15 protein-coding genes are annotated in these 15,287 nt (G+C 58.2%); 4 read left to right on the top strand and 11 right to left on the bottom strand.

All coding sequences use genetic code 11. The features are described from left to right. The first annotated feature begins 121 nt into the window (after positions 1-121). Positions 122-808, top strand: a complete 687-nt coding sequence (gene nfi, locus HVA01_RS10460; protein WP_146875352.1) for a deoxyribonuclease V — start codon at positions 122-124, stop codon at positions 806-808. A gap of 11 nt (positions 809-819) precedes the next feature. Here nfi and HVA01_RS10455 read toward each other — a convergent pair whose 3' ends face one another. Next, on the bottom strand, positions 820-1,536 hold the full coding sequence (locus HVA01_RS10455) for a glutamine amidotransferase (RefSeq protein WP_146875351.1): 717 nt from the start codon (positions 1,534-1,536) through the stop codon (positions 820-822). Positions 1,537-1,672: 136 nt separating this feature from the next. On the opposite strand from HVA01_RS10455, the gene tpx reads away from it, so the two are divergent. Then, positions 1,673-2,173 (top strand): thiol peroxidase, encoded by a 501-nt coding sequence (gene tpx, locus HVA01_RS10450; protein ID WP_146875350.1) that lies wholly within the window; start codon positions 1,673-1,675, stop codon positions 2,171-2,173. 54 nt (positions 2,174-2,227) lie between these two features. On the opposite strand, the gene HVA01_RS10445 is transcribed toward tpx, so the two are convergent. Then, positions 2,228-2,923, bottom strand: coding sequence for a gamma-glutamyl-gamma-aminobutyrate hydrolase family protein (locus tag HVA01_RS10445; RefSeq protein ID WP_146875349.1), 696 nt, complete (start codon positions 2,921-2,923; stop codon positions 2,228-2,230). Between the two features lie 62 nt (positions 2,924-2,985). Beyond that, positions 2,986-4,017: an amidoligase family protein gene (locus HVA01_RS10440; RefSeq protein ID WP_146875348.1), complete on the bottom strand. Its 1,032-nt coding sequence runs from the start codon at positions 4,015-4,017 to the stop codon at positions 2,986-2,988. Between the two features lie 171 nt (positions 4,018-4,188). Between HVA01_RS10440 and HVA01_RS10435 the strand changes: the two genes are divergently transcribed. Further along, complete coding sequence (locus HVA01_RS10435) at positions 4,189-6,654, top strand: mechanosensitive ion channel family protein (protein ID WP_146875347.1); 2,466 nt, start codon at positions 4,189-4,191, stop codon at positions 6,652-6,654. Here the strand turns inward: HVA01_RS10435 and HVA01_RS10430 are convergent. Beyond that, positions 6,571-7,002: a hypothetical protein gene (locus HVA01_RS10430; protein WP_146875346.1), complete on the bottom strand. Its 432-nt coding sequence runs from the start codon at positions 7,000-7,002 to the stop codon at positions 6,571-6,573. The genes HVA01_RS10435 and HVA01_RS10430 overlap by 84 nt on opposite strands. A 31-nt stretch (positions 7,003-7,033) precedes the next feature. Next, entirely contained in the window at positions 7,034-8,116 is a 1,083-nt protein-coding gene (locus tag HVA01_RS10425) for a J domain-containing protein (RefSeq protein ID WP_146875345.1), read from the bottom strand. A gap of 368 nt (positions 8,117-8,484) precedes the next feature. Here HVA01_RS10425 and HVA01_RS10420 point away from each other — a divergent pair, with 368 nt between their 5' ends. After that, entirely contained in the window at positions 8,485-9,174 is a 690-nt protein-coding gene (locus HVA01_RS10420) for a CBS domain-containing protein (RefSeq protein ID WP_146875344.1), read from the top strand. Between the two features lie 137 nt (positions 9,175-9,311). On the opposite strand, the gene cdd is transcribed toward HVA01_RS10420, so the two are convergent. The 6 genes from cdd to HVA01_RS10390 form a co-directional block, all read right to left on the bottom strand. Then, positions 9,312-9,731 (bottom strand): cytidine deaminase, encoded by a 420-nt coding sequence (gene cdd, locus HVA01_RS10415; protein ID WP_146875343.1) that lies wholly within the window; start codon positions 9,729-9,731, stop codon positions 9,312-9,314. Positions 9,732-9,752: 21 nt separating this feature from the next. After that, on the bottom strand, positions 9,753-10,472 hold the full coding sequence (deoD, locus tag HVA01_RS10410) for a purine-nucleoside phosphorylase (protein WP_146875342.1): 720 nt from the start codon (positions 10,470-10,472) through the stop codon (positions 9,753-9,755). 27 nt (positions 10,473-10,499) lie between these two features. Beyond that, positions 10,500-11,744: a phosphopentomutase gene (locus HVA01_RS10405; RefSeq protein ID WP_146875341.1), complete on the bottom strand. Its 1,245-nt coding sequence runs from the start codon at positions 11,742-11,744 to the stop codon at positions 10,500-10,502. Next, positions 11,741-13,108, bottom strand: a complete 1,368-nt coding sequence (gene deoA / locus HVA01_RS10400) for a thymidine phosphorylase (protein ID WP_146875339.1) — start codon at positions 13,106-13,108, stop codon at positions 11,741-11,743. The genes HVA01_RS10405 and deoA overlap by 4 nt, the downstream gene beginning before the upstream one ends. After that, the gene (gene deoC, locus HVA01_RS10395) at positions 13,108-13,902 is read right to left on the bottom strand and encodes a deoxyribose-phosphate aldolase (RefSeq protein WP_146875337.1); all 795 of its coding nucleotides are present in this window, start codon (positions 13,900-13,902) and stop codon (positions 13,108-13,110) included. The genes deoA and deoC overlap by 1 nt, the downstream gene beginning before the upstream one ends. 83 nt (positions 13,903-13,985) lie before the next feature. Next, positions 13,986-15,269: a NupC/NupG family nucleoside CNT transporter gene (locus tag HVA01_RS10390; protein WP_146875336.1), complete on the bottom strand. Its 1,284-nt coding sequence runs from the start codon at positions 15,267-15,269 to the stop codon at positions 13,986-13,988. Positions 15,270-15,287 lie beyond the last annotated feature (18 nt).

Below are 15,287 nucleotides of genomic sequence, written 5' to 3'. Positions count from 1 at the left end.
ACAACAGATAGCTGGCTTAGTGGTTGCGATCTGAACCGTGAGATACAAAATAGCCGATCAATCTTAAATCCACATTAGATGGCCAATAGCCTATTTTATTCACCAGTTCAGGAAGGAGAATATGCCCGCGGCGTTACACGAATGGAATCTTGCGCCCAGAGAGGCGAGGGCACTACAAACCCAGTTGGCAAAGCGCTTGGAACTGACAGACCGGTTAGCTCCGGTGGAGCATATCGCCGGGGTGGATATCGGTTTTGAAGACGGCGGTGACACAACGCGGGCGGCCGTGGTGGTGCTCAAGTGGGACCCTGCCACTGCACCCGATCTGAGCGTGGTTGAGCAAGTGGTTCACCGCGAGCCTACGCGCATGCCGTATATCCCTGGTTTGCTCTCGTTTCGTGAGATTCCCGCTGCGCTGGGTGCGTTCGAACAACTCAGCGTGAGGCCCGAACTGGTGATGGTCGATGGCCAAGGGATTGCTCACCCACGCCGATTAGGTGTCGCCGCTCATTTGGGGCTATGGCTGGATCTGCCCACCATTGGCATCGCCAAGTCTCGCCTATACGGCAAGCACGCCGAGGTAGGCGAACAGCGCGGCGACTGGGTGCCACTTTACGCCGGTAACGACATTATAGGTGCCGTTTTACGTTCACGCGCCAACGTTAAGCCCGTGTTCGTGTCGCCTGGGCACCGCATCACCCTTGGGACGTCGCTTGCATGGGTAACGCGTTGCCTGGGCGGTACCAAATTGCCAGAACCGACGCGGTTGGCTGATCGACTGGCCTCGCGACGTGATCAGCGCAAGTAGCTCGGCTTTTGCTACACAAACGCCAAAAAGCGCCACAGCAGGCTGGAGGCCTCAGGGGCGTCGCTAACCTCGCCCAGTAGCGTGTCGGGATCTTCGCCCTGATCGCGCAGCGCGGCACGCTGGCGCTCAATGTAGGCACGCATGACGGGCGCAGTGAACTCGGGGTGAAACTGCACGCTCCACTGGCGCGGGCCGTAGCGCAGTGCTTGATGGGCGTCGTGGCTATTGTGAGCCAAAATGGTACTGCCCTGAGGCGCCTGCATGACCGATTGCGAATGGGTCAAGTGAGCGGCAAAGCTTTCTGGCAGTTGGCTAAACAATGGGTCTTGCTGGCCCGCTTGGGTTAGCCGCACGCTGCGCGTGCCTGACTCGCGGCCTCCCGGATGGTAGTCGCTTACGCCACCAAAGGCAGCCGCCATTAACTGATGGCCATAGCAAACGCCGAGCATGGGTATATCGCTTGCCAGGGCTGCCTGGAGCCACGGCTTAAGCGCCTCGCTCCAGGGTTCGGCGTGGCTGACCATGCTGTGCGAGCCGGTGATCACAATGCCGGCCAGCGCGTCGGAAGCGGGCGCGCTAGGTTGTCGCTGGGCATCCCACGTCTGCAGCGTTATCGGCGCGGGTAAGGCGCTGCTTAGCTGCTTTTCAAACAGCGTTTCAAAATCACCGTGTTGGTCGACAACTTCTGGAAAAGCGTCGCCGGTTTTTACAATTAATACAACGGCCATATCACTCCCTCAGCGAGACGAAACGCAAACATTGCACAAAGGCCTTTCGGTAAGAGCACAAAGACGTGAAGATAGCCTACCATGGCGTCTTAAATGCCAGGAATGCCTCAATGAATAACGTCAAAAGGAAACGATAATGCAACAGATTACCCGCGCAGGCGAACCCATGGATGTGGCTGGCACACTGCCCGCGAAAGGGCAGGTAGCCCCGGCGATGACGCTGACCAATACCGAACTGCAGGATGTCATCCTGGCGACCTATGCTGGCAAGCGTAAGGTACTCAATATCATTCCCAGTGTGGATACGCCTACCTGCGCGATGTCCACGCGCCACTTTAACGAGTTGGCGTCTAACCTTGCCGACACAGTGGTCTTGGTCGTCTCTGCGGACTTACCCTTTGCGGCTAAGCGCTTTTGTGGTGCCGAAGGGTTGGACAACGTCGAAACGCTGTCCACCTTCCGTCACCCCGAGTTCCGCGAAGCCTGGGGCGTGGCGTTGTGCAATAACCCCATGGAAGGGTTGTGCGCCCGTGCGGTGGTGGTTCTGGACGCTGATAACCGCGTGCTGCATAGCGAGCTGGTAAGCGAGTTAAAAAACGAGCCTGACTACCAGGCAGCCTTGGCGGCCTTGAAGTAGCTATATCATTTGCAGCAGCTATATCATTTGCAGCAGCTATATCATTTGCAGCAGCTATGATTCACGTGTTTCCGCCAGACGATTAGCATGCCGGTTGGACGCCTTCACCAGCGCACGAATTAAGCGCTGCTGGGGGCGGTTAAAAATCAGCCACTCCGGGTGCCACTGCACACCGATCAAGAAATCGTGATCGCGAGACTCAATGCCCTGCACCAAGCCATCCCTATCGCGGGCGACGATCTCGATACCCTTGCCCGCTAGGTGTACGGCCTGATGATGCAGGCTGTTGACGCGGCACCAGGAGACGCCTAGCAAGCGGTGTAGCTTGCTTGCTCCAACAATATCAACCGTTTTACGCGGTAGCACCGTCCGGCGTCGTTTTAAGCCTTCGTGGGTGGTGTAGATATCGGGGTCAAGGGTGCCGCCCAGGTGCACGTTAATTAATTGCGCGCCCCGACAAATACCCAGCACCGGCGTATGCAGCGGAATAAAGCGTTCTAGCAGGGCCAGTTCCAGCTCATCCCGCGCCGGGTCTAGGCGCACGTCCAACTGCACTTCGCTGTCATACAGGTGGGCTTGAATATCGTCGCCGCCGCCGATGATTAAACCATCAAGGCTTTCCGGTAGCGGGCGTGACGGCGATAAACGCAGTGGCTTACCACCATGCCGCCAGACGGCGAACCAATCAAACCACCAGGCTAAGTGGCTTTTTTGGTCAGAGGTAGTGATTCCGATAAGCGGCCGTGACATGCGGATGGTTACTCACTCTGTTAGAAATAGCGAAATGGAAAGCCTGCGTCTGGCTAGGCGGCTCAGGGTTTACGCCGAAGCCAGCGGCCCAGCTTTGCAGTGGAGCCGGTTAGTTTCTCTTTCAAGCGGATCAGCATGGGGCGGTTATGATCGGCAATATACTCAGCGCAACGGGCAAGCAGTGCGTCAGAGTTAGCCGCCAGTTTTTCAACTTCCACCCAACGGTTCCACTCGGTCACCGATCCCCAGCCGGGTTGGGAAAGCTGAGCATTGGGTAATCGGTAGTGAAAGGTAGGGCGCGGCTGGGTGAGCTGCGCATGCAGCAATTCATGGTCGTGGTCGGGGCGCAAATAGGCAAACAACGGCAGCATATCCAGTTCGCGGTTACGCGTTGGGTTGTAGTGCAGGTAATCGTTAATCAGTGTGTCGAGGTCAGGCGCGTAGCGGCTATCCAGCACCTTCAAGGCGTACTCTTTATTAAAGGGGTTGGCGTGGGGCAGTACCTCACGGGTAATATCGACTTTGATATCCTCGCGTAGCCAACCGGCTAGCAGCAAATAGGCGCGTAGCATGGCAAGTAAGTAGTCGACGTCAAAGCGTTCGACTTCCGGGTTAAGGTGTAGCCCAAACCCATACAGAAGGCTGGCATCGGTGCCCTTGGCGCCATGCTCGCGCAGGGCTTCAAACAGCGCGTCTAAATCGTCGAGTTCATCCCAGGGAATCGGCGGGCAAACGATCTCAGTAGGCACTAGGCCGGTCACCATATCGCCAATCAGTTCGCGCGTTTTGTGGTGAAACTCGACCCGGCGTTGGTGTTGATGGCGCGCCCACTCGCTGTCTTCGATAGGCGAGTCTTCGAGCAGCGTTTTGTCGGGGTGCGCGTATTGGGTGTCGAGTTCGATACCAAATTCACCCCAGCGGGTATCTTCTACCAGTAGCCGATGGGGGCTTACCACGTTAAGCTCCCCGCCAAACAGCTCGCGCACAAGCAGTGCCGTGTCACGGGGAGGCAAACCAGCAAATTCAATTTCGACGCCGACATGACGGGTATCCCCGTGACTATTTAAGCGGTTAGGTGGAGCTTGTAGCGTCATCTCGGCATCCTTGAGGTGAACGTTTAAGCGCCAAGCCTATCACAGTCACGCGGTTAGACTGAGCGTATTGCTAAGGTTTGTACACCTTAGGCGCATCAAAAGGGCGGGGTTATTCATCGAGCGGCAAACGGTTGGTAGAACACCATCTAGGCTAATTTTCAGGAGTAAGGTGTGCGACAGCACTGGTTAATCAATGCGGTAATTGGCGTCGTCTTGTTTGTCTTGGCGAGCCTGATGCTGGCGAGTGTGGCAATAACGCAGGCCCAAGCGCAAACCGTTTCTCTCCCCAGCCTGGGCGGTGGCGCTGAGGAAGAGCAAACAGAGGTCAGCGGGGAAGCGTTCCAGAGTTCGCTGAACGATGTGATTGGCATGCTGGAAAACGAAGAGCAGCGCACACAGCTGCTTGAATCGCTGCGTGAATTGCAGGTCGCGGCGGACGCTGCCCGCCAGGAAGACGGCGTAGTGCACCAAGGCTTGCTGGGCGCACTTGCCGACACCTTGAGCGACATTGGTGACCAAGCCAAATCCGGTAATTCACCGGTCGATGAGTGGTCGCGCCAGCTGGTACAAGGCGCTGAAGATTTACGCGCATTGAACGACGATGCCGACCAGGGCGAGGCCATTCGGGCGATTGCCGAGGGCGCCGTACTGGCGGTCATTTGGACAGGGCTGTTAGTGGCGATGATTGGCTTTGGGCGCATGCTGGCAAACCGTCGTGAATGGCCGCTGGACCTGCCCCGGGACCCCAGGGGCTGGCTGCTCGCCGTGCACTTCTTCCGGCGTATGCTGCCCTGGGCGCTGTCCTTCGCTATTACGCTGGGGATTGGTCAAGTGCTGCCCGATAGCCCAGGGCGTACGCTGGTGCTGGTAGTGGCCTATATCTGCCTATGTGGCCGAGCGCTTTCGGTAGTGTTTGAGACGGTTATCGCGTTTTTCAGCCGTGGCCATCGCTTTACCGCAGTACAACTGCTCCAACAGCGCGCCCTGCGCGGGCTGTTTGTGATTGGCGCACTGATTGCGCTGGGGGATGCGGTCAACTCTTCGCGTCTGGTAGAAATGTTGGGCAGCGAGCTATCGAGCTTGGTGTCCGTACTCTCCAACATGCTGGCGGCGCTTTTCGCGGCGCGGTTTATTCTCAAATTCAAACGTCCCGTGCGCCATCTGATTTGCAATCGGCCGTTCAAGCAGCGCCGCGATGCCAGTGCCGCCGTTGAGATGATTCGTTCGCTGGGTGGCTTGTGGCATATACCGGCGCTGTTGCTGGTCAGTGGTTCGCTGCTAGCGATCTTTATCACCGTCGGCGATGTGGGCACCGCGCTGGCGCGTTCGATTATTTCCGCCAGCTTGCTGGTGCTCACATTGGTGGTGACCGGGTTATTGCGCCGCCAAGCAGAGCAGATGGGCAAGCGTCGCCATCGCCATCGCTACAGTCAATACCGTAAACGCCTGGAACGCTTTGGCTTTGTGCTGGCGCATATTTGCGCTTGGATGGTGTTCGCCGAGCTTTCAATGCAAGTGTGGGGCAGTTCGTTCTTTGGCCTGGGCCAGCAAGCCATGGCCAGCGCGCGGATCGGTCAGGCGTTGATAAGCCTGGGTGCCACCGTGTTGTTGGCGTGGCTGGTGTGGATTTTTGCCGATACCGCCATTCAGCGGGCGCTAACGTCCTCCGCACGCTCGCGCGGGCGGCGGGTCAACCAGGCGCGGGCGCAAACCATCACACCGATGATTCGCAACGTCATCTTTGTGACCATTTTGATTATTGCGGTCATTTCTGGGTTGGCGAACTTAGGTGTCAACGTAACGCCGCTGCTGGCCGGTGCCGGTGTGATCGGTCTGGCGATTGGTTTTGGTGCCCAGACCTTGGTGCAGGATTTGATTACCGGCATCTTTATTTTGATTGAGGATTCGCTAGCGGTCGATGATTTCGTGCAGATCAATAGCCACATGGGCACGGTTGAAGGGCTAACGCTGCGCACGGTGCGGCTTCGTGACCTGGACGGCATCGTGCATATCATCACCTTTAGCCGCATTGAGTCGATTCACAACATGTCGCGCCAGTTTGGTATCGCGCTGATGCGTATCCGCATTCCCTATGCCATGAAAATCGACGATGCGATTACGCTGATGCAGGAGACCGCCCAAGAACTGCGTAAAGACCCGATGATGCGCCACTATATTTGGTCACCGCTGGAAATGCAGGGCGTGCAGGGCTTTGAGGACGGCTGCCCGATTTTGCGAATGCGTTTTCGCACCGCGCCCGAGATGCAGTGGGATATATCCCGCGCGTTCAACCTGCTGCTTAAGCAGCGCATGGAAGCGCAAGAGATTGATCTGGGCGTGCCGCGCCTGAGTGTCAGTATGGAGGCGCGTGCTGGCGAGCGCATGGAGGACACCGCGGGCACTTCGTTTTCTCTAGCTGAGCAAGAAGCCGAACCCAACGCAGAGGAACATAAACAGCCGCCCCCGCCGAAGCCCGCACCGCGCCCGACCCCGGCAGAAACACGTCGCGACGAGCAGGTGCGCCAACACGATGAGACGTCAAAACGAGCCGGGTCACATCGGCAAAAGCCCCAGGCACAGGGTAAGCCCGAGGGCGAGACCTATGCCAACCCCGGCCACGAGCATGGTGATGAGTAGCCACGGCGCGCGCAAGCGTCGCCAGCGGTTATAGAGCGAAACCGCGTGACTCACGCGGTCAACCAACTCATCGTGGCGCGATATTGCATGGTCGGGAGGCAGCGAAAAGTCGTTGGCTACATCGCCTTGCCAATGAGGGCCATGGCTGAGCCCCAAACGCGCGCGCAATCGGCCGATGTCGCTCACGGTGTCGTGCAGCGTATCGTAAACGTCACGCCGCTCGGCAATGGTGAACACTGCCTCGGCATCCTGGCGTAGCGCGCTGTGTTGGCAATTGGCCACGGCCCGCTTAATTTCTTGGTCGTCGGCCTCGGGGGAAACCGCGAGGCGCTGGTACAAATCACGCATAGGGGGCTATCGTTTCTCTTGGGGCTATACCTTAGTACGTTTGCATCAAATAATCATAGGCGTTTTTAATGCGTTGAAAACGCGCCGAGGCCAAGGCTACTTGGTGCTCGCTTTCCGAGTAAAAGCGGTCGGGGTGGTGTAGCTGCGCCATGCGCCGATAGGCGTGACGAACTTCAATACGGCTGGCGCCCGGGGTAAGCCCCAGCACCGAGAGTGCCCGTGTCGTGCGGTCCGGCGGCGGTGAGGTGCGCTGCTGGTTGCCACGCTCTTTTTGGCGATGCTCTTGCTGACGAGAGTTCTGGTTAGAGTTCTGGTCAGAGTTCCGCTGATAAGAGTCTTGTTGAGAGCGTTGCTGTTCACGTTTGGCCTGTTCGCGTTGTTGCTTCTCCTGGTGCTGTTTTTGTCGTTGTTGGTCTTGCTGATGCGCGCGTTCCCGCTGGCGCTGCTGTTCGCGTTCGCGTGCTTGGCTGGCTTGTTCCTGACGCTGCTGTTTTTCCTGCTGCTTTTCTTGTTGTTTTTGCTGTTTGTATTGCTGGCGCTCGTCTTTCTGACGCTGCCGTTGTTCTGCCTGTGCCTGGGCTTGCTGGTGCTGTTGCTTAGCTGCCTCTGCGTCACGCGCCTTACGCGCGTGGTAGTCGGGGTCGTGAATTTGCCAGTAGGCATCGCGGCTGGGGTCGTCAGGCGCGCCTAACGGCGTGCCCGTTAGCTCATGAAAGAGCGTGTTTAACGTAACCGGGGGGATAGATAACAAATCGGCCAGAAATCGCAAAATATAGTGGTTGGCCAGCGACAGCGCACCGTCATCGGTGGCCACGGCAATCGCTTGATGAATAACGCTCAGATTACGCTCTTTGGCACACTCTTTACGCAGTACCTCGGCGGCTAATTGAATCGCCTGCAGGTCCTGGCTATGTGCAATACTCATCACCGGGCCCAGTTCGTGCCCATGGCGAAACTGTGCAGTGACTTGGGCTAGGCGACGCCGTCTCTGACCTTCTGAAACATGTTGGCGGTGCACCAGCACCCAGGCCAACAGCAGCAGGGTTGCCGTATCCACTTGGCTGCGACTTTTTAATAGCAGCAGCTCAAAGGGTGAAAAACGGGCAATGGACATTTCCTAGCTCCGTAGATGAAGAGGTAAACGGTGTGCATGGTGAGTATTGTTAGCAAAGGCTATACGCAGAAAAATGGATGCAGCACCATGATCTTTTCAGCCATGGTATATCATCAGCTTAGTTAAGGGAGTAGGAGATTGGTGAGTTGATCAACGTTGAGCGTAAAAAAATGGTGGTTAGCCGTTCAGGCATTGTTGACGTTGAGAAAATCAAAAGAGCGCAGTGTAGAGAAAGATGGGGCATAAGTTGCCCCAGATCAACGCCCTCGCAACGCGTCCTTGGCATGGCATAGGCAAATTACCAGGAGCGCACTAGGATAGAAGTAGCAGGGCAAACGGCATCTGCGAGTTAGTCGCAAGGAGGTTCCATGCAAGCTATCGATATTATGACACCCAAAGTGGTGAGCGTCGGTCCCGATACGGAAGTGCGTGAAATCGCGCAACGGCTGCTTGAAAATCGTATTAGCGCGGTTCCGGTTGTCAATAAGGACAATAAGGTAGTGGGGATTGTTAGCGAAGGCGATTTAATGCGCCGGGTCAAAGATGTCGAGAAACACGGCCACTCCTGGTGGCTGACACTGTTTTCCGGCGGCAAAGACCCACAAGAGTATGTCAAAACCCATGGGCGCAAAGCCCATGAAGTGATGACGGCGAACCCGCTGTGCGTGGCGGAAAATACGCCGCTACATACCATTGCGCGAATGCTGGAAAAACATCATATCAAGCGGGTGCCCGTGCTGCGCGAAGGCAAACTGGTGGGCATTGTCAGCCGCGCGAACTTACTGCAGGGGATTGCCAATGCCGCGGTCGCGCCGACCCAGTCCCCCACGGATGACCGCAAAATTCGCGAGGCCATTTTAAACGAGGTGGAGCAGAATACCGGCGTGCGATCCGAGAATATCAGCCTGATAGTGGATGGCGGTGGCGTGGAAATATGGGGACTGGTCGAGTCACTTGAACAAAAAAAGGCGGTGACAGTGGCGGCGGAAAACGTGCCCGGCGTTATCCGAGTGGAAAATCACCTGGGCATGATGCCGCCCGGCGTAGGGTATATGTAGGCTAACCCTCTCCATAGGGCAAAAAAGATAGGGCAAGAAAGATAGGGCAAGAAAGCCCGCTATTGAGTAGCGAGCTTTTGCGGCAGGTGTTCATTGACTGCGCTGGGTCATCCGGGGGTGCCGAGGGGTAGCCTGGCTTAACGCGGTGGCAGTTGCTCGGGGCCGAAAGCGTCGGGCAGCAGTGCTTCCATGGTGTAGGTTTTGAGTAGCTCACCGCTGCCGGAAAGCACCTTGATGAGTGTCTCGGGTGTGGCGAACTCACGAATCCGCTGACGGCAATCGCCGCAGGGCGTGCACAGATGATCACCGGGGCCCATGACATACACGGTCGCCAACTGGCGCTGCCCGGCGGTGATCATGGCGGAAATCGCCGAGGCTTCGGCGCACAGGCCTTTGTAGTGGGCCACTTCCACGTTAGCGCCGGTAAACTGCTGGCCGTCCGGGGTCACCATCACCGACGCCACCGGGTGCGCGGAGTAGGGCACATAGGCGTTAGCCCGCGCGCTGAACAACGTTTGAACGATCTCTTCTGCTATTTCATCTGCTTGCTGACTCATGACCACGGCCTCATTGATTGTTTACTTCGCGTCGTCGCGTAGCACGGTGTCTAAAGCAATCAGCATCATATCGTCGAAAGTGGATTGACGTTCGGTGCTGGAGAGCGAGTCGCCTTTCAGGATGTGGTCCGACACGGTGCAGATGGTCATGGCGCGGGCGCCAAACTCGGCGGCGACGCCGTAAAGGCCCGCCGCTTCCATTTCAACGCCGACAATACCGTAGCGCTTGAGCATTTCAGCCATTTCGGTTTGCGGGTTGTAGAACAGGTCGGCCGAAAAGATGTTGCCGACTTTGACCGGCACGTTTCTGGCCTTGGCGGCAGCCACGGCGTGCTGGGTGAGTTCAAAATCAGCCAGCGCGGCGAAGTCGTGGTCGTTAAAGCGCATGCGATTAACTTTGGAGTCGGTGCTGGCGCCCATACCAATCACCACATCGCGGACGTTGACATCGTCGCGCACCGCACCGCAGGAGCCCACACGAATCAGCGACTTAACGCCGTAATCGGTAATTAGCTCTTTGGCGTAGATGGAGACCGAGGGAATGCCCATGCCGTGGCCCATCACGGAAATCTCGCGGCCTTGATACGTGCCGGTGTAGCCGAACATGTTGCGCACGTCGTTGACCTGGCGAACGTTCTCCAGGTAGGTGTCGGCGATGTACTTGGCGCGCAGCGGGTCGCCGGGCATTAGTACAGTATCGGCGAAATCACCGGGGGCAGCGTTAATATGTGGGGTAGCCATCAAAGATCTCCTTTAAGCGGCTGGCCTTTATGAAGCGTTAGGAAGAAAGCTTGTACCATCGGCCATGGCCGGTAACAGGAAAAAGTCGGCCAGGGTTTGGCCAATATCGGCAAAGGTGCCGCGTTCGCCCAGCGGGCCGGGGGTAAAGCCGGGGCCGTGTACCAGAATGGGAATGTACTCACGGGTATGCTCGGTGCCGTGCCAGCTGGGGTCGCAGCCGTGATCGGCGGTGAGAATCAGCAGGTCGTCTTCGCTTAGCGCGGCAAGCAACTTGGGCAGCTTGGCATCAAAATCTTCCAGCGCGGCGGCATAGCCCGGCACGTCGCGGCGGTGGCCGTAGACCGAGTCAAAATCGACAAAGTTGGCCATGATCATGGCGCGCTCGCCAACGTCGCGTTGGCTAGTGCGCTCAATCTCATTAAGCGTGGCGTCCATCAGCGCATCGTGGCCGCTGGCTTTTACCTTGTGGGTAATGCCGCAGTGGGCGTAGATATCGGCGATTTTACCAATCGAGACCACTTCGCCACCGGCATCGGCAAGCTTTTGCAGCACCGTGGGCGCTGGCGGTTCAACGCTGTAGTCGCGGCGGTTGCCGGTGCGGGCGAAGGTGGTGCTGTCCTCACCGATAAACGGACGTGCAATCACGCGGCCAATGTTGTAAGGCGCCAGCAGCTCGCGAACGGTTTCGCATAGCGTATAAAGCCGTTCCAGGCCGAAATGCTCTTCGTGGGCGGCAATCTGAAATACCGAGTCCGCCGAGGTATAAACAATCGGCTTGCCGGTGGCAACATGCTCTTCACCCAGCCGGGCGATGATCTCAGTGCCCGAGGCGTGGCAGTTGCCAATCACCCCGTTGAGGTCGGCCTCTTGCACGATGGCGTCGAGCAGCTCAAGGGGGAAACTGTCGGTTTTATCCAGAAAGTAGCCCCAGTCGAAGCGCACCGGCACGCCGGCGATTTCCCAGTGGCCGGAGGGAGTGTCTTTGCCGCTGGAAATTTCCTTGCCGTGGGCGTAAGCGCCTGCCAGGTTTTCCGGTAGCGTCACGCCCATCGCAACGCTGCCTGTGGCATCGCGGTGGGCGTGAAACAGCCCCAGTTTGGCCATGTTGGGCAGCGTTAGCGGGCCGGCGCGGTTGGCGTTATCCGCCTCGCCGCGGGCGCAGGCGGCAGCGATATGGCCCAGGGTGTCAGCGCCTTCATCGCCGAAAGCGGCGGCATCCGGGGCGGCGCCAATTCCAAACGAATCGAGGACTATGACGATTGCGCGGCTCATAAGGCTTCTCCACGGAAGGTGTCTTGCAGCAGGGTATCGGCGCTGGCAGTGCCTTCGCCAATCGTGAACGCAGCGCGCAATTGCTCCGCGGCGCGCTCGGCGGCGGCATCACTGCGGGCGTGTACAAAAGCGATGGGGCGCTGGCTATCCACGTTCTCGCCGATTTCGACGATATCGGTGAAGCCGACGCTGTGGTCGACGCTGGCGTCGTTACGCAGGCGGCCACCGCCGAGTTCCACCACGCTCATGCCCACGGCGCGGGTATCAATCCGTTGGACCGTTTGAGGTGAATTGCCTAGCTGCTCGGCATACACGGGTTTAATGACGTCGGCTTTGGCCAGGTAGTGTTCGGAGCGCTCCATAAAGTCGCTGGGGCCGCCAAGTTCGCGCACCATGCGGGCGAACACTTCAGCGGCAGCGCCGGAGGTCAGCGCCTTCTCAAGCTGGGTAAGCGCCTCTTCACGGGAGCCTGCGAGTTTTCCAGCGATCAGCATCTCAACTGCCAGCTCGCGGGTGACTTGCATCACACGGCTGTTGGGGCGCTCGCCGCGCAGCAGGGCCAGGGTCTCGACGATTTCAACGGCGTTACCGGCGCAGGGAGCCAGCGGCTGGCTCATATCGGTAAGCAGGGCGGTAGTGGGCGTGCCCGCTTGGGTGGCCACATTGGCGATGCTTTTGGCCAGTTCGCGGGATTTTTCCGGGGTGGGCATAAAAGCGCCGCTGCCGACTTTTACGTCCATCACCAGCGCATCCAGGCCGGAGGCGAGCTTCTTGCCCAGAATAGAGGCCGTAATCAGCGGAATCGATTCCACCGTGGCGGTCACATCGCGCACGCCGTAGATGCGCTTGTCGGCCGGTGCCAAGTCACCGGTTTGGCCGATAATCGCCACACCGGTGGCTTTGACCACCTCGCGGAAACGCTCAGGAGCGGGGTAGGGGTCGTAGCCGGGGATCGATTCGAGCTTATCCAGGGTGCCGCCGGTGTGGCCCAGGCCGCGTCCGGAAATCATCGGCACAAAGGCGCCGCAGGCGGCCACCCAGGGGCCCAGCACCAGCGAGACCAAGTCACCCACGCCGCCGGTGGAGTGCTTATCCACAATCGGCCCGGGCAGGTTCATGTCGCGCCACTGCATGACGTGGCCGGAATCGCGGGTCGCGGTGGTCAGCGCCACCACTTCTTCGCGGCTCATGCCGTTGAGAAACACCGCCATGGTGAAGGCGCCAATCTGGGCGTCGCTGATACGCTCGTCGGCAATGCCTTGCACAAACCCTTTGATCTCTTCAGCAGGCAGCGGCTGGTTATCGCGCTTAAGGCGAATCAGCTCCTGCGGCAGTAGCGCGTGTTTCATGGCGTTGGTAGCCATTAGTAACCTCCGTCAAAGGAAGCCGCGTTGGTGTTGCCGGTCAAGGCTTCCAGCAGGTTGCCGAGCAGGCTAGAGGCGCCAAAGCGAAAGTGCGCGGGTGTCGCCCAGCCTGGTCCCATGATGTGGTTGGCAAGGGCCAGGTATTCCGCCGCGTCTTCGGCGGTTTTAACGCCTCCCGCCGCTTTAAAGCCGACGTCTTGGCCGCTGGCTTTAATTGCCTGGAGCATGATCTCGGCGGCTTCCAGGGTGGCGTTAACGGCCACTTTGCCGGTTGAGGTTTTAATAAAGTCGGCGCCGCCTTCAATGGCCAGTTCGCTGGCGCGTTTGATTAGCGCAGGCTCTTTAAGCTCGCCTGACTCAATGATCACTTTGAGCAGCGCCTGACCAGCGCAGGCGGCTTTGCACATCTCAACCAATTCCAGGCCGGTTTCTTCGTCGCCCGCCATCAGCGTGCGGTAGGGGAACACCACATCGACTTCATGGGCGCCGGAGGCGACTGCATCGCGGGTTTCCCGGGCGGCGCCCATAATGTCGTCGCCACCGTTAGGGAAGTTAGTCACCGTGGCAATCTTAACTTGAGCGTTGAGGTTGTGAGCGGTAAGCGCGCGTTGCGCCGTGACGATAAACTGCGGGTAGACGCAAACAGCGGCAGGGGTGCCAAAGGGCGTTTTTACCTGCTGGCACAGCGATTCAATGGTGGCATCGGTGTCAGTGTCATTCAGGCTCGTCAAGTCCATAAGGGTCAGCGCTTGGCGGGCGGCTTGAACAACGTGTGAAGGGGCAGTCGCGGTCATGGCGTTCTCGCAAATCAGTAAAAGAAAAAACGGGCACTGCGTAAAAATAGCAGCGCCCGCCGTGTTGTGTCGTACACGCTGCGTCAGGCGGTCGCATTACTCAACGCAATAAAGAAGCCAGCAATAGAGGCCGACATCAGGTTAGAAAGTGTACCGGCCAACACCGCTTTAACGCCAAAGCGGGCAATCTCTTTACGCCGGGTTGGCGCAATGCTGCCCAGGCCACCCAGCAAGATCGCTATGGAGGAAAGGTTCGCAAAGCCACACAGGGCAAAAGAAAGAATCGCCATGGTGTGCGGTGTCATCAATTGACCCGTGGCAGCCACCACCTGTTCCCCATCAATGTAGGGCGCTAGGTTGATGTAGGCGACAAACTCGTTGACCACTAATTTTTGGCCAATGAAGGAGCCTGCCAGGGTCGCCTCTTCCCAGGGGACCCCCAACAGGAAAGCCAGCGGGGCGAACAGCCAACCCAGGATCAGCTCCAGGCTTAGCGAGTCAAACCCTACCCAGCCGCCAATGCCGCCTAAAATGCCGTTGATTAAGGCAATCAGCGCGATAAACGCCAGCAGCATGGCACCCACGTTGGCTGCCAGCATTAAGCCTGATGTCGCACCCGATGCCGCCGCATCCAGCACGTTGGCGGGTTTATCCTCCTGGGCCTCGATCTCTTCCTCGACCTTGGAAACGCTATCGCCGTCGGTGGTGTCTTGAGTTTCGGGCATGATCAGCTTGGCAAACAGCAGCCCGCCGGGGGCCGCCATAAACGACGCGGCCACCAGGTACTCCATGGGAATGCCCAGCGCCGCGTAACCCGCCAATACTGACCCGGCGACAGACGCCAAACCACCACACATGACCGCAAACAGCTGCGAAGGCGTCATGCGGGCGATAAACGGGCGTACCACCAGCGGCGCTTCGGTTTGGCCGACGAAAATATTCGCCGTTGCGGAAAGTGATTCAGTCCGCGAGGTGCCCAGCGCTTTTTGCAGGGCGCCACCCAGAATGCGAATCACCCACTGCATAATGCCGATGTAGTAAAGCACGGCGATTAGCGAGGAGAAGAAGATAATCACCGGCAGGACTTTGATGGCAAATACAAAGCCAACGTTATCCACATCCGCTAAGCCGCCGAACAGAAAGCCGATACCGTCGTTGGCGTACACCAAAATTTGGCTAACGCCGGAGGAAATGGTTTGTAGTACTGTCTGGCCAAAGGGCACATAGAGTACAAAGGCACCGATACCCGCTTGAATAGCAAAGGCGCCCAGCACGGTGCGTAGCCGAATGGATTTACGGTCGTAAGAGAAGATCAGGGCAATGATCACTAGAGTGATCATACCCACCAAGCTCATAAGGAGTGTCATAGGGAGATCCTTCGAGTC

The organism is Halovibrio variabilis (genome assembly GCF_007991175.1).
Lineage (GTDB): Bacteria > Pseudomonadota > Gammaproteobacteria > Pseudomonadales > Halomonadaceae > Vreelandella > Vreelandella variabilis.
The sequence above is the reverse complement of the archived record's forward strand: the minus strand, read 5'-3'. Positions and strand labels throughout refer to the sequence as shown.

What these genes read in the sequence shown, in the direction of transcription:
- nfi (WP_146875352.1), top strand. Translation starts at nt 122, where the DNA reads ATGCCCGCGGCGTTACACGAATGGAATCTTGCGCCCAGAGAGGCGAGG.
- HVA01_RS10455 (WP_146875351.1), bottom strand. Translation starts at nt 1,536, where the DNA reads ATGGCCGTTGTATTAATTGTAAAAACCGGCGACGCTTTTCCAGAAGTT.
- tpx (WP_146875350.1), top strand. Translation starts at nt 1,673, where the DNA reads ATGCAACAGATTACCCGCGCAGGCGAACCCATGGATGTGGCTGGCACA.
- HVA01_RS10445 (WP_146875349.1), bottom strand. Translation starts at nt 2,923, where the DNA reads ATGTCACGGCCGCTTATCGGAATCACTACCTCTGACCAAAAAAGCCAC.
- HVA01_RS10440 (WP_146875348.1), bottom strand. Translation starts at nt 4,017, where the DNA reads ATGACGCTACAAGCTCCACCTAACCGCTTAAATAGTCACGGGGATACC.
- HVA01_RS10430 (WP_146875346.1), bottom strand. Translation starts at nt 7,002, where the DNA reads ATGCGTGATTTGTACCAGCGCCTCGCGGTTTCCCCCGAGGCCGACGAC.
- HVA01_RS10425 (WP_146875345.1), bottom strand. Translation starts at nt 8,116, where the DNA reads ATGTCCATTGCCCGTTTTTCACCCTTTGAGCTGCTGCTATTAAAAAGT.
- HVA01_RS10420 (WP_146875344.1), top strand. Translation starts at nt 8,485, where the DNA reads ATGCAAGCTATCGATATTATGACACCCAAAGTGGTGAGCGTCGGTCCC.
- cdd (WP_146875343.1), bottom strand. Translation starts at nt 9,731, where the DNA reads ATGAGTCAGCAAGCAGATGAAATAGCAGAAGAGATCGTTCAAACGTTG.
- deoD (WP_146875342.1), bottom strand. Translation starts at nt 10,472, where the DNA reads ATGGCTACCCCACATATTAACGCTGCCCCCGGTGATTTCGCCGATACT.
- HVA01_RS10405 (WP_146875341.1), bottom strand. Translation starts at nt 11,744, where the DNA reads ATGAGCCGCGCAATCGTCATAGTCCTCGATTCGTTTGGAATTGGCGCC.
- deoA (WP_146875339.1), bottom strand. Translation starts at nt 13,108, where the DNA reads ATGGCTACCAACGCCATGAAACACGCGCTACTGCCGCAGGAGCTGATT.
- deoC (WP_146875337.1), bottom strand. Translation starts at nt 13,902, where the DNA reads ATGACCGCGACTGCCCCTTCACACGTTGTTCAAGCCGCCCGCCAAGCG.
- HVA01_RS10390 (WP_146875336.1), bottom strand. Translation starts at nt 15,269, where the DNA reads ATGACACTCCTTATGAGCTTGGTGGGTATGATCACTCTAGTGATCATT.